This is a genomic window from Brenneria roseae subsp. roseae (genome assembly GCF_003115845.1).
GTDB classification, from domain to species: domain Bacteria; phylum Pseudomonadota; class Gammaproteobacteria; order Enterobacterales; family Enterobacteriaceae; genus Brenneria; species Brenneria roseae.
Genome location: NZ_KZ819031.1, coordinates 49,801 through 71,889, shown reverse-complemented (window position 1 = coordinate 71,889; position 22,089 = coordinate 49,801). Strand labels below are relative to the sequence as shown.

Here is a 22,089-nt window from a genome sequence, read left to right as displayed (position 1 = left end):
TTATTCCTCGCTCAGGGCGATATGCAGACGATCGAATAACGGTTTGAACAGGTAGTTGAGCATTGAGCGTTCCCCCGTTTTCACAAATGCCTCAACCGGCATGCCGGGACGAACATCCAGACCCGCCAACTGCTGTTTCCCTTGTTCATCAACGCGGATACGCAGGGCGTAATAGGGGATGCCGGTTTGTTGATCGATCAGTTGATCGGCGCCAATTAGCGTCACCACGCCCGAGATCCGCGGCGTCGTGGCCTGATTAAACGCGGAAAAGAGCAATTCTACCGGCAATCCCTCCGCGATCCTGTCTACCAATTCGATAGGCAACTGAGCGTCAATCAGCAGCGGTTGTCCGTCAGGGACGATCTCCATCAGCATTTGCCCGGCGCTGACCACGCCACCTTCGGTATGCAGCGCCAGCCCGACAATGGTGCCGCTGACGGGAGCCCGGATTTGCGTATTTTGCAATTCATATTCGGCGGATTTCAGCCGATGTGTGATGTCCTGAATCGAAAGCTGGATATCAGCAAGCTGGGTACGGACTTCCTTTTGATACTCGTTCTGCCGCTGGCGTATTTTTTGCTCCAGTTCGATGATCTGCTGCTGAATTTGCACGATGTTATTACGCTCCTGCGCAATGGCGCCCGCCAACTGTGCCGCCTGACGCTCTACGTCAAGCAGGCGATTACGGGCGATATAGCCTTCCTGCGCCAGCGGCCGCAATCCCTGTAGCTGTTCGTTGATGATGTGATATTGCGTTTGGTTGCTGTTGAGCAACGCCTGTGCGCCGGTGGACTGTGCTTTTGCGCCCATCATCGCCGCTTGCATCGCCGCAAGCTCCTGTTGCAGCGCGGCCCGGCGACTAATAAACAGTTGCTGCTGCGATGCCCGAATTTGCTGCGAAATGTGCGCGTATGGCGCGGGTGTGTCAGGAAAAATGATGGTTTCCTGATTATCGCGTTCTGCTTTTAAACGGGCTTCGCTCGCCTGCGCTTCCAGAAGCTGGGTCGACAGGTTATCGCGCTGGGCCTGTGCCGGGGTTTGGTCCAGCATCGCGAGCGGCTGGCCGGCCTGCACCCGTTCGCCGTCACGCACCGCGAGAGTCGCGATGCGTCCCCCGCTGACGGGCTGTACGCTTTTCCGGTTATCGGCAACGATAACGCGTCCTGATACGGCCACGCCTTTATCCAGCGGAGCCAACCCGGCCCAAAGCAACATGCCGCAAAATCCGAGCAGAACCAGCAGTATTCCGCGTTTTAAATAGCGTCCGGCATCGGTATGCAGGGGCATGACGGTCGTGCTTTCCGTGGCCTCGGTGAATGACGTATTCGGCTGACGTTTCAGTTCGGGTAAGGCAGACATATCCATCCTCGTTGACAAGCAAGGTCGTTGGACCACCGGATAATAAGCCAATCCCTGGCGTACAAATTCCTGAGTAATCTTTTCTGCATTGGATGAGGCAATTCTCGTTATTTATCCGGCACGGCTTTACGCGGGCCTGACGCGTTGTAAACCATACTTAACCCGGATGAACCGGGTAGGGATGGGCTGAATGCGTTAGCCGCTGCGGCGGTTTTAACCGGGGACGCCGGCCGGGCCGCGGCGGCTGACGGTTTGGTTGTCTGGGCGCGCTGTAGTTCTTTCAATACCTGATGCGTCTCGCCGAAATACTGGATTTGGCCCGCCCGCAGCACTAACAGTTTGTTGGCGCAGGAGAGCAAACTGGGTTTATGGGTGATCAGGATCTGTGTACTCAGCGCTTGCTGTTGCGCCGCGATAGAGGCCAATAGCGCCTTTTCTCCGTCTTCATCCAGGCTGGCGTTGGGTTCATCCAGCACGATCAGCCTGGGGCGATCGTAAATGGCCCGCGCCAGCGCGACGCGCTGTTTTTGTCCACCGGAAAGGCCGGCGCCGCCTTCACCCAGTTGCGTATCGTAGCCTTGCGGTAAACGCAAAATCATCTCGTGTACGCCTGCGGTCATGGCGGCCGCCACGATTTTTTCAGCGTCGGGTTGATTGAAGCGGGCAATATTCTCGGCGATGGTGCCGCTGAACAACTGGACATCCTGTGGCAGATAGCCGACGAAACGACCCAGATGTTCTTTATCCCACTGATGAATATCTGCGCCATCCAGCCGGACTTTGCCGCTCAGCGGCGGGAGCGCGGCGACTAATAGCCGGGCCAGGGTGGATTTTCCCGATCCGGAATGACCCAGAATCCCCAGTACATCGCCCGGAGAGAGCTCAAACGTCAGGTTAGCCAGTATCGGCGTACGGGAATGCGGCAGGCCGGCGCTCAGTTGCTCCACCTGTAACTTCCCCTGGGGCGCCGGTAAAGCCATACCGGCGACCCGCACCGGGTTTTGATCCAACAGTTCATTCAGACGCTGCCAGGCAAGCCGCGCCTGCATCCACTGTTTCCAGACGGCAATGATCTGATCGATGGGGTTCAGTACCCGACCGACCAAAATTGAACCCGCGATCATCATGCCGGGGGTGATCTCGCCGTTAACGGCCAGCAGTGCGCCCAGTCCCAGCATCAGCGATTGAAGCGCCAGACGGGTGCTTTTGGCCAGTGAGGTGATATTGGCGCTTTTTTCGCTGGCCACATTTTGGTAATGCAGAAACTGGCGATGCTGCGTCAGCCAGCGTTGACGCATGGTGCCCAGCATCCCCATGGCTTCGATAGCGTCGGCATTGCGCAGATTCGCATTGGCCTGCTGCGTGGCCTGAACGGTAATTTTTGCCGCCTGCGCCAGGGGTTCGCGCGTCAACCGCTGGTTCAGCCACGCCAGTAGAATCAGTATGATGGCGCCGCTGAGCGCCATTATCCCCAGCCACGGATGCAACAGGAAAATCACCAGCAGATAAATCGGGAACCACGGCGCATCAAAAAAGGCGAACAGGGCATTGCCGGTGGCGAATTGGCGTAATGTGGTGAGATCGTTCAATGCCTGTCCGGCTCGGGCCGAACCACTTTTCAGGTTGTTTTCAAACGCGGCATTGTAGATACGCTGATTGAGCTGCATGTCCATTTGCGTACCGAGGCTGATCACGACGGCGCTGCGTATCCATTCCAGTAATCCCATCAATAAGAACAGTCCCAGCGTAATGACCGTGAGCATTGCCAATGTCATCGTATTGCCGGAAGGCAGAACGCGATCGTAAACCTGCAACATATAAATGGCGGGAACCAGCATCAGCAGATTAATGACGGCGCTGAACAGACCAATCCCCCAGAATCCCTGACGGTACGTTGCCAGCGCGTCGATAATTTCCCTGCCTGATGAGGCCGAACGGGATACGGGCATGGGATAGTCCTTCCTCAATATAATGGAAGCCTTGCCGTTAGCCGTACCGCTATTGACGAGGCTTCCCGGTAGTCATTACACTCGGATAACCGCTGCGGCATTCGTTCTCTCTGTACCGCAGCGGTATTCTCTCAAACGGCTAAAAGGTGAGACTCTTAGCCGTTTTTTTATGCGGCCAACAGGATGTCGGCGGTATCGGCTACGCCGACAACGTCGACGGTTGCATCCGTGGTAATCACCGAATCAGATGTTGCCGTCGCGAAGCTCAGGCTATCCAGGCTGGCGTTAATATCGATACCGGCGTTGCTCAGCACGTCCAGCAGCGGCTGAACATTGCCGCTCATCAGACCGTAGACCACGTCATGTACGACGCCGCGGTTATCAACAGTCAAATTGGCAACGTCAGTTGAGAGATCCAGTCCACTAAAGGTGACTTCCGGTTCAGCAAGATAATAGGCGGTTCCAGCCGTGGTACCACCTTGCAGGACATTACCGAATGTCAGGCTGTCAAGATCGCCATACAAAGTATGGGCGGGGGCGGAGAAGAGGGTATAGGTCAGATCGCCTTCAGCAATGAGCGCAGAAAACTCATTTTGCGTACTCGTAATACCATATTGAGTTCCGTCTATAAATGTGTCGCCACCGTAGAAGCCGCCGGTATTGTTTCCTCCGACCTCGGTATTGCCTGCCGTATGATTAACATCGCCAAATGCAGCTGACCATTCAGTCAGGTAATCGGTAATGCTGTAATCGGCATAGTAGCTATCGTAGGTAATTGCAAAACTCATAACAGACTCCTCATTAACTAACGATTGATATACACGGCAATCCGTGTATGCCGCGAAGGGCGTCGGTTGATAACCACCGCCCTTGCTTTCCTGTCATCTGAGAAAGATGACAGTGAAATCAGAATCGGTATTCCACCCCTGCCTGCACGGTTCTTCCCCTGCTTGGGGTATATCCCAGCGATTCACCGTAGCTCACGATATAGGCGCGATTGGCAATATTCTCTACTGAACCTCGTAAGGTCAGACTGTCAGTCAGTTGGTAGCTGGCATACAGGTCATATACCCGATATTTAGGCCAGTCAGCTAAATAGGCCGAGTTGCTGGGCGCTGTCGCATCCTGATAGCCGGGAGCGAAACGCATGGTGATCCCCATATCCAGTTTGCGATCGAAAGCGCGGGCGCCCAGCGTCACTGAACCGCGATCCCCCGGCAGGTAAGCCGCGTTGCTGAACAAGAGCGTTTTCTGACAGTAGAAATCGCTGGCGGAGGTATCCACGGGCGTTGAGTAATAATTACCTCTGGAGCCGCCGACTGTGGTCACGCCGCCTAACCAGGCGACGGGCGCGCAGAAATCATTGTTACCGATCATGTGCGTGTAGGTGGCATCAACATAGAGGAAGCCGGCATCGTAATTCAGCTGATATTCCAGACCGCGGAAGCGGCTTTTGGCCAGATTGTTCTGGAACACGGCGTTGCTGAGGGAATAGCCGTTATAACCCGGTTTATTTCTGGCCCCATTCAGACTGATGTAGTTGCTGATCTTGGTATCGAAATAGGACATCTTGGCGACGATCCGGTCGCCCTCAAGCAACAGATCCGGATGTTGGATATTGAAACCGATTTCCCACGCGCGGGAACGCTCTGGCTTTAAGTTGGGGTTTGGATAAAGATAATAATTACCCGCGCTGTAGGTGCCGTTAGCAAAGGTTTCACTGACTGAAGGCGGACGCCATGACAGTCCGTAGCTGGTGTACAGTTGCAGCCAGTCAACGCCTGGTTTTACCCCGGCAAACAGCGTGGGCGATATCTTGCCGTGTTCGTCATCGACGTCCCAGTTCTGCGTAACCTCGTTAGTTAGCGGCGAGCAAAGCGCAATTGACCGTTCGGTGCAGGGGGCATCGACGGTATAGGCAATCTCTCGATAACTGAGACTGGCAGTGCCGCGTAGCCGATAACGATCGTAGCGCATCCCGCCATGCAGGGTAAGCCAGTCGTCATAAGCATAATTCAGATTAGCAAACAGGCTTGCCATGGTGCGATTACCTGCGGGAGTGGCGCTGCTTGCGCTACTGCTATTACTGTCTGTTGTTATTTTGTCGTAATAGAGTTCCAGCCCGTAATCGGCGCTCAGGTCATGTGCGCCACTAAACCAGAGCTTTGATGTGTTTTGTGCCTGTAAGCCGTAGGTTCGTAGCCGGGTGCGTTCGCTATAAGCACTATTGGCAGACGTCGCGTAGTTATAGGTATCGTTGTCGGTATCGGCGTAATAGATCTTGGTTTTAAAATCCAGCCAGTTTTGGTTGTCTGGATTCAGGCTATAGTCCAGCGCCGCATTACGAGCCATGATTTCGCTCTGACCGCTGGCTTTCCATCCCAGCTCAGAGTCAGAGAGATCGGACAACGTACCGGTGTTTTCGGTCGAGGTCTGCGTTTGCATATAACTGAACTGGATCCTCTGGTTTGCCGGCAAATTCCAACCAATTTTGGCCAGTCGCGATCGCATGGTATATGCCGCGTTGGTGACTTTCTGGTGTTTCAGATTCTCTGACCATGTGTCGTAATTGTTTGAACTGCCGGGGATCCGAATATTTCCGAGGTTGCCATCGTTACCCGGCCAGTAATCACCCAGATGGCGTTCGCTGGCCCCGACCAGAATATCCCCCGATTCATTGCCCAGCGCGAGAATACCGCTGCCAATAAAGTGAGTGCCGTTATCGCCGGTACTGGCGTGCAGTTTGCCGCCTAACTCTTTACCCGGCGCCAGAAAATCGCTGGCGTTAGCGGTATTAAATGTTGCCACACCCCCCAGCGTCCCGGCGCTCCCCATGCTGTTCGTTGCGCCTTTTTCAACCGTGACGCCGGAGAGTAGTTCGGAATCGATATACATTTGTCCGTTACGCTGGCCATAACCCGTTTTCTGGAAGTTCTGCCGCATCCCGTCGATATTCATATTCACGCGGCCGAAGTCCTGAATACCGCGAATATTCACCGATAATGCGGGGTCCTGCTGGCTGACGCTGGAGTAGACCCCGGCGGACTGTTCCAGCATATCGGCGGCGTGGCGGGCCGGGCGGTTATCCATCTGTTCGCGTGAAATCACGCTGATGGCCCGGGGTTGTTCGTAGATCCAGTCTCCGGGGTTGGCGACGCTCAGCGCCCGCACCACCATCGTGTCATCGACTTTGACACGGTCTACATGGGTCGCGCGGGGATGTAACGTAATGACGCCGACTGCGCTGATCTGGAAATCAACGGGATTGTTGCCAATTAACTGGCGTAGTCCTTGTTCTGGCGTAAAACGTCCCTGGAGCGGGTTGCCCTGCATGTTCTCCAGCTTTACATCGGCAAAAAACACTTGCAGGCCAGCCTGTTCAGCAAAACGCAGTAAGGCCGTGTGCAGTGGCTGTGCGCTGATGGAAAACGCCGCGGTCCGGCCGGATGGTGCCTGATGCTCCGGTGCGATAGGGGGTTCGGCCTGTGCTTTTAGCTGTGGGCTGAGCAACGAAAGCGCGATGCCAATGGCAAGGGAAAGTTTACTAGCCGGGAATAAACGGATGGGTTGGTATTGTAATATTTTGTCCATTTTGCCTGTTCTGCCGTCAATGAGATTATCGATAAGCGTTAAGAAACAGATGGATATATGTCCCTTTGTTTCTTAATGAAAATGATAATAAAAATCATTACCTAAATATGAAGACGGCTGAGATTGCAGAACCCGTAAAAAAATCTTTAAATTTTTTTTGCCACGGCGGGGTGTCGCGTGACAGCAGTGAAAATTTTCCAGCGACTTTTATGGCAGGTTTCCCGTATCTTCTGGCTATTTTTCAGAGCTGACCACGCCTGACAAAAACCACAGGAGTGGCGGAGAGGTGTGGGAAGGGTTAGTACAAGATGGTAACGCCGGGAAGCGTGACGGTTTTAGCGCCCAGTTCGGCGGTAATGGTTTTTAGCGCGCTATCCAATTCGTTCAGCGAAAAGATGCCGCTGACCTGGCTTTGGCGCAACGCCGTGCCGGAAACGATCACCGTTCCGGTATGATAGCGATTGATGCGATCGACCACATCGGACAGCGGCTGCTGATTGAATACCAGCTGGCCGCGCTTCCAGTCGCTGCTGTCGCGGCTATTCCAGTCGGGGTCACGCGTTACGCCGTGTGGGGTGTAGCGCGCCGCCTGCTGTTCATCAAGGCGCAACGTTTGTCCGTTCGCCGTCACCTGAACGCTGTGTTCAATCACGCCAACGGTGGTCACCTGCGGGGTGTTCTGAATAATGAACTGGGTGCCGAGTGCCTGCGTGGTGCCTGACGCCGCATCAACCAGAAAGGGACGCGGCTCCAATGTATTAACCGGCGCCGCCGTGAACCAAGCATTGCCTTGCAGCAGCTTTATCCGCCGTTCGTGCTGGTTGTAGGCGATGGCAATAGCGCTGCCCGCATCCATCTCGACCTGGCTGCCATCAGGCAGCGTGACGCTGCGAACCTGATTTTCAGCGCGATAATCTGCCCGCAGCATTAAAAATCCATCGGAAAACCATGCCGTACCGACGCTCAATCCCAACAGCAATAGCGCCGCGATCCGCCAGTGGGCGAAGCGTTTTATCGGCGTCACCCGCGGCTGAAGCGCCTGTTTTTGCTCTGTACTGAGCGAACCCAATTCTTGCCAAAGCGTCCCGGCTTGTTGCAGGGCCAACGTATGGCGGGGATCCTGCTGTAGCCAGTGCTGAAATGCCTGTTCCTGCTCGTCTTCCAGTGGGGCTTCTGCCAGACGTATGGCCCATAATGCTGCCTGTTGCCTAATTTCAGGGGGATAATCTTTCATCTGGTAGGCCTGATTTTAATATGGTCTCTAAGTATGTAGACGTCTGGTAGTCATAAACCCGTAAATAATTTGTGATTATTTTCAGGTTAAACGGATATTTATCATGGCATTCAAGGCGTTGGCTAGATGTTTTTCGACAGTGCTGAGCGAAATGTCCAACTGTCGGGCAATCTGCACCTGCGTCATCTGTTCCAGCCGATGTAGACGGAATATCTGCTGGGAACGTTCAGGCAACGTAGATAAAACGACAGCCAGCCGTTCCAGTTCCTGCTGAGAGATTACCGCCTGATCGAGATGCGGCGTGATGTCCGGCAGATCGTCCAGCGGCGCATCGGCATCTTCAGCGGATGACGCCATTTGCCAGCGTTGCTGATGGCGAATGTGGTCGAGCAATAGGTTATTGGCCGTTTTATAGAGGTAGGCTTTCTTATCCTCCACATCATTATGCTGCTCCAGCCGTTGTGCCAGACGCAGAAAACTCTCCTGCACCAAATCCGCCGCAGTCTGGGGGTCGCGCAGTTTATGATTAAGATACCGTTCTAACCGTTGAGCATAATGGTTGAAAAGTATTCTGAGTTCAGACTCTGACATCCCAACGTCCCGTCAGGTGACTTATCCCATCCTCTCAGGTGCAACGGCTCTCCTTTCTCCATCATCACGGCGTTATCTGAACGTATGGGATCGGTTCGCTTGCCGCAGTGCTGCACGTTGAAATCGACCGGATAAGGCCCTGAGTAATAAAAATATGATGTAATTGATAATTATTATCACATATGAACCAGCAGAAAGAAGAGTTAAATCTTCTTCAGATTGGCGGAATTTCCCCTTCGACTACACTTATCTTTGCATGTTTACTATTTTGCTGCTGAGGAAAGGTAATGACCACACAGGATCCGAAAGACGTGACCGTCAGCGAAGGACTTGCCAAAGTGCATGAAGCGTCCGAACAACTGACCGACGAGGAGATTGAGACCCTGGCGGAAGAAGCGCGGGAAGCCGCGACACAAACGCAAAATAAGCCAGAAAAGACGCCATAGGACGAGAGAGGCGCCGGTCAATTCTGCAAAGTGGCAGATATCTTGCAGGCAGAGAGCGTGTGGAGAGCGTGGTATACGTGAGAAATCCAGTGATTTTCTGTTCATAAGGAAAGCGTTATGCATGACAAATTGCTTATAGAGGGGAAGCTGGTTGCGGGTCAGGGTGACGCGCTGGCGATTTTTAATCCGGCCAATGGCGAGGAAATTGCCTCGATTGCCCAGGCCGATCTGCACCAGGTTGATGCAGCGGTAAACGCGGCGGATACGGCGTTTGTTCAGTGGGGACAGACCACGCCTAAAACGCGCGCTATCTTGTTGCTGCAAATTGCCGATGCCATCGAAGCTCATGCCGAGGAATTTGCCCGTCTTGAATCGCTCAACTGCGGTAAGCCTTATCATGCGGTGCTGAATGATGAGATCCCGGCGGTGGCGGATGTGTTTCGCTTTTTTGCCGGTGCGGCGCGCTGTCTGACGGGATCGGCGGCAGGAGAATATCTGGAAGGACATACGTCAATGATTCGGCGCGATCCGGTTGGCGTGGTGGCCTCTATCGCACCGTGGAACTACCCGCTGATGATGGCGTCATGGAAACTGGCTCCGGCATTGGCGGCGGGGAACTGCGTGGTGCTGAAACCAGCGGAACAAACCCCGCTGACTACTTTTCATTTAGCACACCTGCTGGCGGATATTCTGCCTGCCGGAGTGGTCAATATTCTGTTCGGACGCGGCGCGGATATCGGTGATGCGCTGACCGGTCATGAGCGGGTGCGCATGGTATCGCTGACCGGTTCGATTGCAACGGGGGCACACATTCTTTCCCATACGGCCGCCAGTGTAAAACGTACGCATATGGAGTTAGGGGGCAAAGCCCCGGTGATTGTATTTGATGATGCGGATATCGATCAGGTGGTCGAGGGTATCCGGAGTTTTGGTTTCTACAATGCCGGACAGGACTGTACCGCGGCCTGTCGTTTGTATGTACATCGCGCCATTTATGACGATGTGGTCGATGCTCTGGGTAAAGCGATTGCCACGTTGAATATGGGCGATCCGCAGGATGAAGCAACCGAGCTTGGCCCGTTGATTACCGCACAACAGTTGGAAAGGGTGGCGGGATTTGTCGAACGAGCCAAGGCATTGCCTCATATTACGGTAGTCACCGGCGGAGAGCGTGTAAAAGGGGCGGGGTATTACTTCCAGCCGACGGTTCTGGCTGGCGCGCGGCAGGAAGATGAGATCGTGCAGAAAGAAGTGTTCGGACCGGTGATTTCCATTACGTCATTTGATGATGAAGCGCAGGTGGTGGGCTGGGCCAATGCCTCGAATTACGGATTAGCGTCATCCGTCTGGACGCGGGATATCGGCCGGGCTCATCGTCTTGCGGCGTGTCTGCAATACGGCTGCACCTGGGTTAACACGCACTTTATGCTGGTCAGCGAAATGCCGCATGGCGGACAGAAACTGTCCGGCTATGGGAAAGATATGTCGATGTATGGACTGGAGGACTACACCGTCGTGCGGCATATCATGATTAAGCATTAACCCCACCTGGCTTGACCGGCATTTCATGCCGGTCATACTTCACCGCTGGACCATTTCTTACGCCGAAAGAAGCCAATACCGCGTCTGTTGTGACGTTATCGCGTTGTATTTATTCCCAATAGTTGATTTGCACCAAAATAATGCAACGCGCGCAATTAAGGTGCGTCTTTTCCTTATGCCTCTCTTTTCACCCCGATTTAACCGGAATCATTGGATTTTAATTCCAAATGTAAAGATGTATTTTAATTTTTATTTCAGTTTTATTGGTTATGTCAGATTTTAATATTTAATTCGCTTTTTTAGCAGGCGGCTGGCGTGTTATGTGCATTAATTAAGTTGATATCGCGTGATATCCGTTAGCAAGGAGTCTATTTTGTCCAGATTACACGCACACCTCAACCCGCTAGAGTGTACTCAGCAGGCGCTAGATTGGATTAACAGTGACACATTAACCCACGATGAGATGGCCTCATTGAACCGGGAAGTTTTGAGTTGTTTTCGTGAATACGTCAATCCGGGTTTTCTGGAGTACAGAAAATCTGTCACCACAGGAGGCGATTACGGCGCGGTCGAATGGCGCGCAAGTGGCCCGAATACATTAGTTGATACCCAGGGAAATGAATATCTCGACTGCCTCGGCGGTTACGGTATTTTCAACGTTGGGCATCGCAACCCCAAAGTTATTGCGGCAGTGGAACAGCAACTCGCCAAGCAGCCCCTGCACAGTCAGGAATTGCTTGACCCGTTACGCGCCCTGCTGGCAAAAACGCTGGCGGCGTTAACGCCGGGTAATCTGAAATACAGCTTCTTTAGCAATAGCGGAACGGAATCGGTTGAGGCGGCGCTGAAGCTGGCCAAGGCTTATCAGTCCCCGCATGGTAAATACACTTTTATTGCCGCAACGGGCGCATTTCACGGTAAGTCATTAGGGGCGTTATCTGCCACGGCCAAGTCCGCGTTTCGTCGTCCTTTCATGCCGTTACTGCCTGGTTTTCACCATGTTCCCTTTGGCGATATCAGCGCCATGCGGAAGCAGGTTCATCAATGCCAGAAGACCGGAGACGATGTGGCCGCCATTATCCTTGAACCTATTCAGGGGGAAGGCGGTGTGATAGTGCCACCGGATAATTACTTGCCTGCGGTCAGAGCGTTATGCGATGAGGTTGGGGCATTGCTGATTCTGGATGAAGTACAAACCGGAATGGGGCGCACGGGTAAAATGTTTGCCTGTGAACACTACGGGGTTCAGCCTGATATCCTGTGTCTGGCCAAGGCATTGGGTGGCGGCGTGATGCCGATTGGCGCCACGGTGGCAACGGAAGAGGTCTTTTCCGTGCTGTTTGAAAACCCGTTCCTGCACACCACGACGTTTGGTGGCAACCCGTTGGCTTGTGCCGCTGGACTGGCGACTATCAACGTTTTGCTGAGCGAAAAACTGCCGGATCAGGCGGCGGCACAGGGCGCGTTTTTATTAAAAGGGTTAAGGCAACTTGCGGCTGACTATCCCGAGTTGATTGTCGAGACTCGCGGCATGGGCTTATTGCAGGCCGTCGAGTTCAGTAAAAACGAGATCGGTTATGCGTTTGCGAAAGAACTTTTCCAACGTAACGTACTGGTCGCGGGAACGCTGAATAATGCGAAATCAGTCAGGATTGAGCCACCGCTAACCATCACCCGGGCTCAGTGCGCCCGCGTGCTGAAGGAAGCCGGTGAGGTACTAAAAAAGCTCAGAGGCATGATGCCTGACGAAAATAAAATGAAGGAATATGCGGTAGAGTGAAAAGCACGCGACAGACATGCAGCATAAAATTGCTGTCACACCGAAAGCCAGTCAGATAAAACTGATTGGCTTTTTTTATGACGTCCCTACCCGCCATTCTTCGGGCCGTCGCAGGCGACGTTGAAAATCGCTCCCGGCGATTGCGGTGCGAGAGTTTCGGCGTTCAACCGCTAGATTTCGATCAGACGCTTAAACAGGGTCTGCTGGATATCCTGTTTTTGAGACAGAATCACATGAGTGGTTATCAAGGATTGTTCGGTTGAATAAATGACGCGATAGCCGTTGCTGGTATTGCATTCACGGTATTTATCGCAGCCAATTTTCAAGAGCTCAGGAACAATCTGACACCCGTTCGGGAAAGTGGACACCTTTGCTTCGAATTCGTTGATAATTTTTTCAATGACAGGTAGTGGTTTGACATCGACTTTCTGAAGGTAATAAGCGATGTCGCTCAGGGTACTTTTCGCTGTTTCCGTGTACTCAATGTTAACGTCCCTGGCCATTTGAATCTCTCCAATTTCCGTCGTGTTATTTATCTATATCTGCGAGTAATTGGTCACGCGAGTAAACCTTCCCCTGTTTTTTATCCTTTTCGGAAAGGGTGAGAAGTTTGAGTAACGCAATGGCATCATCCCGCTGTTTCCGCGCTTCGTATGATTCAATCACATAAGCAGGAACACCATTCTGCGTAACCATGATCGGTTCAGACAGATCAAGTGCAGCGGCATGTTTTTTGACAAAACTAATGGTTTCTACCTTCATGCTTGCTATCCCCGTATTAGTGCATTTGGTTCGAAATAGAGATTATATGGTCTGAATTTAGTCTCTATTTAATCTGTTTTCAATATGCTATCTGCTGGTAATAGCGAAAGCCAGTCAGATAAAACTGATTGGCTTTTTTTACGGCGGGCGATTGCGGAAACAACGCTGACTTGATAGCGCTAATGTGCGCTGCCTTCCGCCAATGTCTCGATCAGATCAAGACGCGCCTTCCATGGATCGGCGAGCTCTTTGGTGTGTTCTGCGCCCGTCGCTGGAATCATCAGAATGTTGTCTTGCTGGCTGTTATACGCATTCCAGGCGGGTAGTCCTACGGCATTGGGATTGCCGGTACGGGCAAAGTTCACCCAATACTGATGTGTTTGCTGCGCGACAGCCTGATCCTGTGGCGTGATGTTTTCGCCATAGCGCGCCGCAAGCGTATTAAACACATAGGGAATTTCGCTGGCATGCACGGCGGCAGGCCATTGCGTGCGCATACTTTCGGCAACATAACCAAAACGGAATTGCCAGACGGGTAGCGATGCTTTTTCCCAGATGCGGGCGACGAACCGGGCAGGTTCCACCATAAAGCTATCGCTTGAAATCGCGGTGGCTACCGCCTGAGGCGACATGCCGTGATAAGCCTGAATGGCTTTTTGGCGATCGTTATCGGCAAAGACGGCGACGGCCTCATCCAACGTGGCGACTTCCGGGGGAAAACCGATATCGGCATCAGTGGCGCCAATCATCAGCGGCACGTGCTGGAAGGCTCGCTGACGATAAAGGTCCTGTGGTTCTCCGGTAATCAGTTTGCCGTCTATCATCGGACCGGAGTAATCCGCAGACATCATTGTCGCCATATTCAGGCCGTTGACCACGCGCTCGGCCGGGATCCGGCGCAGTGCTGCCAATGCTTTTTCATCGTTACCGCTGATGCCATTTGCTTTAGCAAAGGCAATACCGGCCTGTTCGGCTTTTTGCCAGTGCTGTTGCGGCACCATGTTGTGTCTGCCGGAGCCCGACTCAATAATGGCCTTTTGGAATAACCCTTTGGCTAGATCGGTCGTAAGCAGGGAGCCGACCGCGAAACCGCCCGCGGATTCGCCAAATAGTGTGACGTTCTGTGGATCGCCATTAAACGCCGGGATGTTTTTCTGTACCCATTTCAGGGCGGCGATTTGGTCCATTAATGCATAGTTGCCGCGTAGCGGTTGGTTAGCCAGCGCCGGGTGGGCAAAAAAACCAAAACGGCCGACGCGATAGTTGAAGCTGACAAATACGATATCCTGACGGGCAAATTCCTGGCCTGAGTAAACATCGGGTGATGAACCGCCGTTGACGAAACCGCCGCCGTAGATCCACACCATCACGGGTAGAGGTCCTTTAACGTTCGCCGGCCGCCATACGTTGATGCTCAGACAGTCTTCGCTGAAGCCAACCCCAAGTGGCGCGGCATCACCGGGGAACGGCTCCTGCATGCAATCTTTGCCGTATGCCACGGCCGGGCGGATATCCGTCCAGCTTTTTACCGGCTGTGGCGGCTGCCAGCGCAGATCGCCGATCGGTGGCGCCGCAAAGGGAATGCCTTTGAAGGCATCCACGCCTTGTGCTGATGTTCCCGCAATACGACCGCTGTCCAGTGTAACCTGAGGTACGTTCGCCAATGCGGATTGGCTGGCGGCAGCCATTAATAATAACAGGCTGGCGGTTAGCGTTTTATTCATGTGATTATTCCTTTGATGCCATAAAAAATCGTCGGGAGCGATTTTCAACGTCGCCTGCGACGGCCCGTAGGGTGGCGGGCACGAAGTCCACCATAAAAAAAACCTGCCATGCACGGTAGTAATACCATGCATGGCAGGTTCGCCTTTTATCGATCAGTCACGCCCTGTATGCCTGCTTATAAGGTGTTTAATTTGATATGGCAACCTTCCGGGAAGATAAATGTGATAACAATCAAAACCGGTTTCATCTGGTGGGGTCATCGCGGGCCATCGCCGCCAGCAGGGTATCCAGCAGCCCGGGGAAGCGGGCATCAAGGTCTTCACGTCGCAGGGAAAGCAGGTTTTCGCGTCCGTTCGGGCGCTGCCAGATCACGCCGCTGTCTCGGAGCACTCGCCAGTGATGCGTCATGGTGGATTTAGCCAGCCCCTGAAGCAGGGTGCCGCAGGCTTGTTCTCCCCCCTGGGACAGCACTCTTACCACCTCCAGCCGCAGGGGGTTACCCAGCGCAAATAGCACGTTTTCCAGACGAATCTGCTCACGTTCGGGGTGGTTGGCGATCATAGCGGTCCTGTCTGGTTGTGGAAGAATCAACGTGGTAAATAACCAACCGGAATGAAAGCGGGATTTTTCCGGCGGAGCGGTAATATACCGAATACCCTATCAATGTGCCATGCTGTAAGAGAAAACCTATTAAATATACTGTTCGTATATACTCGTACAATTGTACTATAATAATGACCGGTATCAAATCGAGTTCTGCCGCAGACAGTTAGCTGCCAGCCCAGAATTAGTGTCACTAATTAAGGATTTTTATATGGCTCGCACAACCCCCATTGAACGCTATCGTAATATTGGTATTTCTGCCCATATCGATGCAGGTAAAACCACCACAACAGAGCGCATCCTGTTTTATACCGGGGTGAGCCATAAGCTGGGGGAAGTTCATGATGGCGCGGCAACAACTGACTGGATGGCGCAGGAACAGGAACGCGGTATTACCATCACGTCGGCGGCGGTAACCTGCTTCTGGCAGGGGATGGATCATCGCTATCCCAAACACCATATCAATATTATCGATACCCCCGGACACGTGGATTTCACCATTGAGGTGGAACGCTCAATGCGCGTGCTGGATGGCGCGGTCATGGTGTACGACGCCGTCGGCGGGGTTCAGCCGCAGTCTGAAACCGTGTGGCGTCAGGCGAATAAATACCATGTTCCGCGACTGGCATTCGTTAACAAAATGGACCGTCCCGGCGCCGATTATTTCCGTGTCTGCCAGATGATGATCGATCGGCTGAAGGCCAATCCAGTGCCGATTGTGATCCCGATTGGCGGTGAAGAACACTTCACCGGGGTGGTCGATTTACTCAAGATGCGCGCCATCATTTGGGATGAAGCCTCACAGGGGATGACCTTTAGCTATGAGGCGATCCCCGATGAGTTGCTGGCAACCGCGCAGCAATGGCGTGAAAAAATGGTGACGGCAGCGGCAGAGGCAAGCGATGACCTGATGACGAAATACCTGGACGGGGTGGCGCTAAGCGAAGAGGAAATCACCGCTGGTCTGCGCACGCGTACCATCGCGGGTGAAATTCAGCCCATGCTTTGCGGCTCGGCCTTCAAGAATAAGGGCGTACAACGCATGCTGGACGCCATCATCGAGCTGATGCCGTCGCCGCTGGATATTCCGCCGGTCAGTGGCGTCGATGAGGCAGGGAATGAAGCGGTTCGTCATGCGGACGATAATGAAAAATTCTCGGCGCTGGCATTCAAGCTGATGACGGACCCCTATGTCGGACAGTTGACCTTTGTCCGGGTCTACTCCGGCGTGCTGAAAAAAGGGGACAGCGTTTACAATCCGGTGAAAGGCAGGAAGGAGCGTATTGGCCGTATTGTCCAGATGCATGCTAATGCCCGCCATGAAGTGGATGAAATTCGGGCCGGCGACATTGCCGCCTGCGTGGGGCTGAAAGAGGTTACCACCGGCGAAACCCTGTGCGATCCCGATTCGGTGTTGACGCTGGAGCGTATGGAGTTCCCCGAACCCGTGATTTCGCTGGCTATCGAGCCGAAAACCAAGGCCGATCAGGAAAAGATGGGGATCGCGCTGCAACGGCTGGCGTCAGAAGATCCGTCGTTCCGGCTCAGAACCGATGAGGAATCCGGCCAGACGATTATTTCCGGTATGGGGGAACTGCATCTGGAGATTATTGTTGACCGTATGAAACGCGAGTTCGGCGTGGAGGCCAATATCGGCAGACCCCAGGTGACCTATCGGGAAACCATACGCAGCAAGGTCGTGGACGTCGAAGGGAAATTTGTGCGCCAGTCGGGGGGTAAAGGCCAGTACGGACATGTTGTTCTGACGGTTGAGCCGCAGGCGGCCGGTACAGGTTTTACGTTCGAAGATGCAACCAAGGGCGGCGTGGTTCCGCGTGAGTTTATTCCGTCGGTTGAAAAGGGCGTGCGTGAGGCGATGATGACCGGCGTGCTGGCGGGATATCCGATCGTGGATGTCAAAGTCACGTTGACGTTTGGTTCCTACCATGAGGTGGATTCCTCGGAAATGGCGTTCAAAATGGCGGCTATTTTTGGCTTCCGCGATGCGGTTAAACGCGCTAACCCGGTGATACTTGAACCGGTGATGAAAGTGGAAGTCGAAACGCCGGAAGAGTATGCCGGTAGCGTGATGGGCGATCTCTCTTCCCGCCGGGGGTTGGTGCAAGGCATGGAGGAAATGATCGCCGGACGGATTATCCGTGCCGAAGTGCCGCTGTCGGAGATGTTCGGTTATTCGACATCGTTGCGATCAATGTCGCAGGGGCGTGCAACCTACTCAATGGAATTCAAACACTACGTGGAGGCACCGCGCAACGTGATGGACGAAATTATTGCGGCAAGAAGTTCCCGCTAGCCGTTTCTTTGCCGGCGGAAGGGATAGGGTCGGGTCCACGCTGTCGGGCACGATAGATCCCGAAATGAAGTCATCAGCCAGACCTTCTCAACGCGCCTTTGACCGGGCGCGTTAAGGTCTGACTTCTGCATCCCGCAATCTATGGATATATTGTTATCTGTTATTTACCCTTATTATTTCTATAATAAACTATTTCCTTATTATTTATTTCTTCTCGTATTATCTGACGTTATTTTCAACTATTGGGTGTTTATTTTCCTCGAATTTTTAAAATCCTATATAATCAGATAGCTTTTGAAAATGACTATTATGACGACGGGTATATTTCGTCTTATCTCTCTATTTTTCAAATTCCAGGTGTGTGGGTTTTTTAGCGTCTCTTCGTCCCTGCGTAATCTGATTATCTGGACGGGTTCCTGGTCGCTGCCGCCTGTGCATTGAAATCTATAGAGTATTGACCAAAATAGTCATCCTTTAAACAAAAGGAAATGATGAATGAGATTAAAAAAGAAACGCAATGAGCCAATGAAAATACAGGATATTACGATCATTGATGATACCAAGCTGAAAAAAGCCATCACAGCGGCTGCGCTTGGAAATGCGATGGAATGGTTCGATTTTGGCGTTTATGGATTTGTGGCTTATGCGCTTGGTCAGGTATTTTTTCCCGGCGCCGATCCCGGTGTGCAAATGATTGCGGCACTGGCAACGTTTTCTGTTCCTTTTCTCGTCAGACCGCTAGGCGGGATATTTTTTGGCGCCATGGGAGATAAATTCGGTCGCCAGAAAGTGCTATCGATAACCATTATTATTATGGCGGTGAGTACCTTTTGTATCGGGCTGATCCCGTCTTACGCATCCATTGGCATCTGGGCGCCGATATTATTGCTGTTGGCAAAACTGGCGCAGGGTTTTTCCGTCGGTGGGGAGTATACCGGAGCCGCTGTCTTTGTAGCGGAATATTCGCCGGACAGAAAACGCGGTTTTTTAGGCAGCTGGCTGGATTTTGGTTCGATTGCCGGCTTTGTCATGGGGGCAGGGGTTGTTGTATTAATTTCCTCGATTGTCGGAGAAAGGGATTTTCTGGATTGGGGATGGCGTATTCCTTTCTTTATCGCCGCGCCATTAGGGCTGATTGGTATTTATCTGCGTCATGCGCTGGAAGAAACGCCGACCTTTCAACAACATGTGGACAAAATTGATAAAGACTCAAAAGACAGCCTTCAGTCGCCGCCGAAGATTTCTTTCCGGGAAATCGCCACCAAACAGTGGCGCAGTTTGCTGGTTTGTGTGGGGTTGGTGATCACCACCAACGTGACTTACTACATGTTATTGACGTATATGCCGAGCTATCTCTCGCATAGTCTGCATTATCCCGAAGACCACGGCGTCATGATTATTATTGCGGTCATGATTGGTATGCTGTTTGTACAGCCGGTGATGGGATTAATGAGCGACAAATATGGGCGTAAGCCGTTTGTCATCTGCGGCAGTATTGGCCTTTTACTGTTGTCGGTGCCTGGTTTCATTTTGATTAACAGCGATGTCATCGGGCTTATTTTCTGCGGTTTGTTAATTCTGGCGGTGTTGCTGAACTCGTTTACCGGCGTGATGGCATCGACGCTGCCAGCGATGTTTCCGACACATATTCGTTATAGTGCGTTGGCGATATCCTTCAATATATCCGTGCTGGTCGCCGGTTTTACGCCAACGGCGGCGGCATGGCTGGTTGAATCAACCGGTAATCTCTATATGCCCGCTTATTATTTGATGGTTATCGGCATTATTGGACTGATCACGGGAATGTCGATGAGGGAAACCGCGAACCGGCCATTGAAAGGGGCCACGCCCGCGGCGTCCGATCGGGCTGAGGCCAAAGAGCTGTTACAGGAACAGTTCGATAATATTGAACAGAAAATAGAAGAAATTGACGGGCAGATTGCGGCGCTGGAGCAAAAAAGGACCGCGCTCATCGATCAGCATCCTAAAATCAATTAGGGTAATGACAAACGAGTGCCTTAATCAGAAAGAAGCCACTTCGTAGGGAGTGGCTTTTGCGTTATAGAAACGAAGTGTGTTTTTGTATGGCGATGACCTGTCAATTCACGCTTTAAATGTTATAACATAACAGTCTAATGGATTCTATCTTGGGAGATCGCGATGCCAAAAACGACACAAAAAGAAGAATTACAGATTTTGGCCATGCCAAAAGAAGATTACATGAACCAGACTCAGTTGGCTTTTTTTAAACAACGTTTGGTGGATGAACGGATTACGCTCCTGAATCATATTGATGAACTGAAAGACAGTATTCAACTGGGTGAACAGCGCGGCGACGAAGGTGATAAGTCCATGCGGGAAGAAGAGTTGAGAATGCTGTTCCGGCAGATCGATCGTGAAAGCCGGCTACTCCCCAAGATTGATGCGGCCCTACAGCGCATCAGTAAGGGAGAGTATGGGTATTGTCGTGAAACGGGTGAGCCTATCGGATTACCGCGCCTGTTATTAAGGCCCACGGCGGATTTGAGCATTGATGCTAAAGAAACGCAGGAAATTAAAGAGTCATTGCATCGGCGCTAACCGGACATGTAGCCGTCTGAGGCAGTAAACCTGTGGGTTTACTGCCCATGATGTTTACCGGAACGGCGGCTCATTGAAGGTGCGTAATTTGCGGGAGTGCAGCTGATCGACTTCCGCTCGTAGTAAACCGATGGTGCAAATGCCAATTTGCAGATGTTCTGAAATGGCGCCCTCATAGAAACGGTTTGCCTGACCGGGCAATTTAATTTCGCCATGCAGTGGTTTGTCGGAAACGCACAGCAACGTGCCATACGGTACCCGGAAACGATAACCCTGTGCCGCGATGGTGGCGCTTTCCATATCGACCGCGACCGCGCGGCTGAGGTTAAAGCGCAGCGCGGAAGCGGAATAGCGCAGCTCCCAGTTGCGATCGTCTGTTGTTACGACCGTACCGGTACGCAGACGCTGTTTGACTTCCTCGCCCGGCATACCGCTCACCGTTTTGGTGGCGTCATAAAGCGCGCGTTGAACTTCGGCGATGCTGGGGATCGGAATATCGGGCGGCAGTACGGCATCCAGTACGTGGTCGTCACGCAGATAAGCGTGCGCCAGCACATAATCGCCAATCGCCTGACTTTCCCGCAAACCGCCGCAGTGCCCAATCATCAGCCAGGCATGAGGGCGCAGTACCGCGAGGTGATCGCAAATGGTTTTGGCGTTGGAAGGGCCGACACCGATATTCACCAGCGTTATCCCCTTGCCGTGACGGGATATCAGATGGTAGGCCGGCATCTGGTGATTCTTCCAGGCCAAATCGGACACCGTCTGTTCGGGACTGAGCGTCTCCGGGGTGATGTAGATACCGCCAGCGCAGGATAGCGCTTCATACGGGCTCTCCGGGTCGGCAATCTGGCCGCAGGCCCAGCGTACAAACTCATCCACGTAGCGGGTGTAGTTGGTGAAGAGGATGAACGGTTGCACATGTTCTACCGGCGTGCCGGTATAGTGGCGCAGGCGCGCCAGTGAGAAATCGGTCCTCAGAGCGTCGAAGTGCGACAGCGGCGAGGTTGTTGTGGAGTGAAACAGCCCATCGGCGGTTTCATCCCCGATTTTCGAGAGCTCTGTCGTTGGAAAATGTTTGGCGATGCCCGCGCTCATCGACCGATCGAGAATCAGATCGGAACCATCCAGCACGTAAGGAAACGGAATTTCCTGCTGCGACGGCCGCACTTCAATATGGGCGGCATAGTCATTGGCCAACAGGGTCAACTGTTCGCTCAGATACTGACGGAAGAACTGCGGACGAGTAATGGTCGTGGCAAAGCAGCCGGCGTGAGTGAAACGACCATAGGCTCGATGCCGGGGATGGGCGGTGGATTCACCGTTCCATTTCACACATAGTTCGGGGTAAGAAAACAATCCTGCCGCACGGGCTTTTGCATCGGGTAGTTTACCGTTACTGATGAATTCCCCGATAGCATCGCGCAGGGAAGAGACCGCCTCGTCGTACAACGCTTCCAGTTTATCAAGTGCCTGCGCTACGGTAAGATTTTCGCCGGACCCGCTGTTACGCATATCTTCTCCTTCGTACATTTATTATCTCGCTGTGTTGCCGTGAACCCGATTGATTTTATTACACGACAGGCTAACCGAAGATGCGATGAAATGCTCAA

17 protein-coding genes are annotated in these 22,089 nt (G+C 52.8%); 6 read left to right on the top strand and 11 right to left on the bottom strand.

What is annotated here, in order from left to right:
• From DDT52_RS14175 to DDT52_RS14150, 6 genes are all read right to left on the bottom strand, one after another.
• The gene (locus tag DDT52_RS14175) at positions 1–1,359 is read right to left on the bottom strand and encodes an HlyD family type I secretion periplasmic adaptor subunit (protein ID WP_136156930.1); all 1,359 of its coding nucleotides are present in this window, start codon (positions 1,357–1,359) and stop codon (positions 1–3) included.
• A gap of 107 nt (positions 1,360–1,466) precedes the next feature.
• Complete coding sequence (locus tag DDT52_RS14170; protein ID WP_136156929.1) at positions 1,467–3,308, bottom strand: type I secretion system permease/ATPase; 1,842 nt, start codon at positions 3,306–3,308, stop codon at positions 1,467–1,469.
• A gap of 167 nt (positions 3,309–3,475) precedes the next feature.
• Positions 3,476–4,096 (bottom strand): heme acquisition protein HasA, encoded by a 621-nt coding sequence (locus DDT52_RS14165; protein WP_136156928.1) that lies wholly within the window; start codon positions 4,094–4,096, stop codon positions 3,476–3,478.
• A gap of 118 nt (positions 4,097–4,214) precedes the next feature.
• Positions 4,215–6,899: a TonB-dependent receptor gene (locus DDT52_RS14160; protein ID WP_136156927.1), complete on the bottom strand. Its 2,685-nt coding sequence runs from the start codon at positions 6,897–6,899 to the stop codon at positions 4,215–4,217.
• Positions 6,900–7,197: 298 nt separating this feature from the next.
• Positions 7,198–8,133 carry a FecR family protein gene (locus DDT52_RS14155; RefSeq protein WP_136156926.1) on the bottom strand — a complete coding sequence of 312 codons (936 nt, stop codon included), beginning with the start codon at positions 8,131–8,133 and terminating at the stop codon, positions 7,198–7,200.
• A gap of 81 nt (positions 8,134–8,214) precedes the next feature.
• A complete protein-coding gene (locus tag DDT52_RS14150; RefSeq protein WP_136156925.1) occupies positions 8,215–8,724 on the bottom strand; it encodes an RNA polymerase sigma factor in 510 nt (169 codons plus the stop codon).
• Between the two features lie 287 nt (positions 8,725–9,011).
• Here DDT52_RS14150 and DDT52_RS20960 point away from each other — a divergent pair, with 287 nt between their 5' ends.
• The 3 genes from DDT52_RS20960 to ygjG all read left to right on the top strand — a co-directional run bounded on the left by DDT52_RS20960 (position 9,012) and on the right by ygjG (position 12,492).
• Positions 9,012–9,170: a hypothetical protein gene (locus tag DDT52_RS20960; RefSeq protein ID WP_168709785.1), complete on the top strand. Its 159-nt coding sequence runs from the start codon at positions 9,012–9,014 to the stop codon at positions 9,168–9,170.
• Positions 9,171–9,287: 117 nt separating this feature from the next.
• Positions 9,288–10,712 (top strand): aminobutyraldehyde dehydrogenase, encoded by a 1,425-nt coding sequence (gene patD / locus DDT52_RS14145; protein ID WP_136156924.1) that lies wholly within the window; start codon positions 9,288–9,290, stop codon positions 10,710–10,712.
• A gap of 373 nt (positions 10,713–11,085) precedes the next feature.
• Positions 11,086–12,492 carry a putrescine aminotransferase gene (gene ygjG, locus DDT52_RS14140; RefSeq protein WP_210732715.1) on the top strand — a complete coding sequence of 469 codons (1,407 nt, stop codon included), beginning with the start codon at positions 11,086–11,088 and terminating at the stop codon, positions 12,490–12,492.
• Between the two features lie 170 nt (positions 12,493–12,662).
• Here the strand turns inward: ygjG and DDT52_RS14135 are convergent, their stop codons facing one another.
• The 4 genes from DDT52_RS14135 to DDT52_RS14120 all read right to left on the bottom strand — a co-directional run bounded on the left by DDT52_RS14135 (position 12,663) and on the right by DDT52_RS14120 (position 15,540).
• The gene (locus DDT52_RS14135; protein WP_136156922.1) at positions 12,663–12,995 is read right to left on the bottom strand and encodes a type II toxin-antitoxin system RelE/ParE family toxin; all 333 of its coding nucleotides are present in this window, start codon (positions 12,993–12,995) and stop codon (positions 12,663–12,665) included.
• 25 nt (positions 12,996–13,020) lie between these two features.
• Positions 13,021–13,254, bottom strand: a complete 234-nt coding sequence (locus DDT52_RS14130) for a type II toxin-antitoxin system Phd/YefM family antitoxin (RefSeq protein ID WP_136156921.1) — start codon at positions 13,252–13,254, stop codon at positions 13,021–13,023.
• A gap of 179 nt (positions 13,255–13,433) precedes the next feature.
• Entirely contained in the window at positions 13,434–14,978 is a 1,545-nt protein-coding gene (locus tag DDT52_RS14125; RefSeq protein ID WP_136156920.1) for a carboxylesterase/lipase family protein, read from the bottom strand.
• 244 nt (positions 14,979–15,222) lie between these two features.
• Complete coding sequence (locus DDT52_RS14120; RefSeq protein ID WP_136156919.1) at positions 15,223–15,540, bottom strand: ArsR/SmtB family transcription factor; 318 nt, start codon at positions 15,538–15,540, stop codon at positions 15,223–15,225.
• 253 nt (positions 15,541–15,793) lie between these two features.
• On the opposite strand from DDT52_RS14120, the gene fusA reads away from it, so the two are divergent.
• From fusA to DDT52_RS14105, 3 genes are all read left to right on the top strand, one after another.
• Complete coding sequence (gene fusA / locus DDT52_RS14115; RefSeq protein ID WP_136156918.1) at positions 15,794–17,896, top strand: elongation factor G; 2,103 nt, start codon at positions 15,794–15,796, stop codon at positions 17,894–17,896.
• Positions 17,897–18,391: 495 nt separating this feature from the next.
• Positions 18,392–19,894 carry a glycine betaine/L-proline transporter ProP gene (gene proP / locus DDT52_RS14110; RefSeq protein ID WP_136156917.1) on the top strand — a complete coding sequence of 501 codons (1,503 nt, stop codon included), beginning with the start codon at positions 18,392–18,394 and terminating at the stop codon, positions 19,892–19,894.
• Positions 19,895–20,056: 162 nt separating this feature from the next.
• Positions 20,057–20,476: a TraR/DksA C4-type zinc finger protein gene (locus tag DDT52_RS14105; RefSeq protein ID WP_136156916.1), complete on the top strand. Its 420-nt coding sequence runs from the start codon at positions 20,057–20,059 to the stop codon at positions 20,474–20,476.
• 54 nt (positions 20,477–20,530) lie between these two features.
• Here the strand turns inward: DDT52_RS14105 and DDT52_RS14100 are convergent, their stop codons facing one another.
• A complete protein-coding gene (locus DDT52_RS14100) occupies positions 20,531–21,991 on the bottom strand; it encodes an AMP nucleosidase (RefSeq protein WP_136156915.1) in 1,461 nt (486 codons plus the stop codon).
• Positions 21,992–22,089 lie beyond the last annotated feature (98 nt).

Excerpts from the sequence above, each read along its gene's own strand:
- DDT52_RS14175 (WP_136156930.1), bottom strand. The coding sequence starts at position 1,359 with ATGTCTGCCTTACCCGAACTGAAACGTCAGCCGAATACGTCATTCACC.
- DDT52_RS14170 (WP_136156929.1), bottom strand. The coding sequence starts at position 3,308 with ATGCCCGTATCCCGTTCGGCCTCATCAGGCAGGGAAATTATCGACGCG.
- DDT52_RS14165 (WP_136156928.1), bottom strand. The coding sequence starts at position 4,096 with ATGAGTTTTGCAATTACCTACGATAGCTACTATGCCGATTACAGCATT.
- DDT52_RS14160 (WP_136156927.1), bottom strand. The coding sequence starts at position 6,899 with ATGGACAAAATATTACAATACCAACCCATCCGTTTATTCCCGGCTAGT.
- DDT52_RS14155 (WP_136156926.1), bottom strand. The coding sequence starts at position 8,133 with ATGAAAGATTATCCCCCTGAAATTAGGCAACAGGCAGCATTATGGGCC.
- DDT52_RS14150 (WP_136156925.1), bottom strand. The coding sequence starts at position 8,724 with ATGTCAGAGTCTGAACTCAGAATACTTTTCAACCATTATGCTCAACGG.
- DDT52_RS20960 (WP_168709785.1), top strand. The coding sequence starts at position 9,012 with ATGACCACACAGGATCCGAAAGACGTGACCGTCAGCGAAGGACTTGCC.
- patD (WP_136156924.1), top strand. The coding sequence starts at position 9,288 with ATGCATGACAAATTGCTTATAGAGGGGAAGCTGGTTGCGGGTCAGGGT.
- DDT52_RS14135 (WP_136156922.1), bottom strand. The coding sequence starts at position 12,995 with ATGGCCAGGGACGTTAACATTGAGTACACGGAAACAGCGAAAAGTACC.
- DDT52_RS14130 (WP_136156921.1), bottom strand. The coding sequence starts at position 13,254 with ATGAAGGTAGAAACCATTAGTTTTGTCAAAAAACATGCCGCTGCACTT.
- DDT52_RS14125 (WP_136156920.1), bottom strand. The coding sequence starts at position 14,978 with ATGAATAAAACGCTAACCGCCAGCCTGTTATTATTAATGGCTGCCGCC.
- DDT52_RS14120 (WP_136156919.1), bottom strand. The coding sequence starts at position 15,540 with ATGATCGCCAACCACCCCGAACGTGAGCAGATTCGTCTGGAAAACGTG.
- fusA (WP_136156918.1), top strand. The coding sequence starts at position 15,794 with ATGGCTCGCACAACCCCCATTGAACGCTATCGTAATATTGGTATTTCT.
- proP (WP_136156917.1), top strand. The coding sequence starts at position 18,392 with ATGAGATTAAAAAAGAAACGCAATGAGCCAATGAAAATACAGGATATT.
- DDT52_RS14105 (WP_136156916.1), top strand. The coding sequence starts at position 20,057 with ATGCCAAAAACGACACAAAAAGAAGAATTACAGATTTTGGCCATGCCA.
- DDT52_RS14100 (WP_136156915.1), bottom strand. The coding sequence starts at position 21,991 with ATGCGTAACAGCGGGTCCGGCGAAAATCTTACCGTAGCGCAGGCACTT.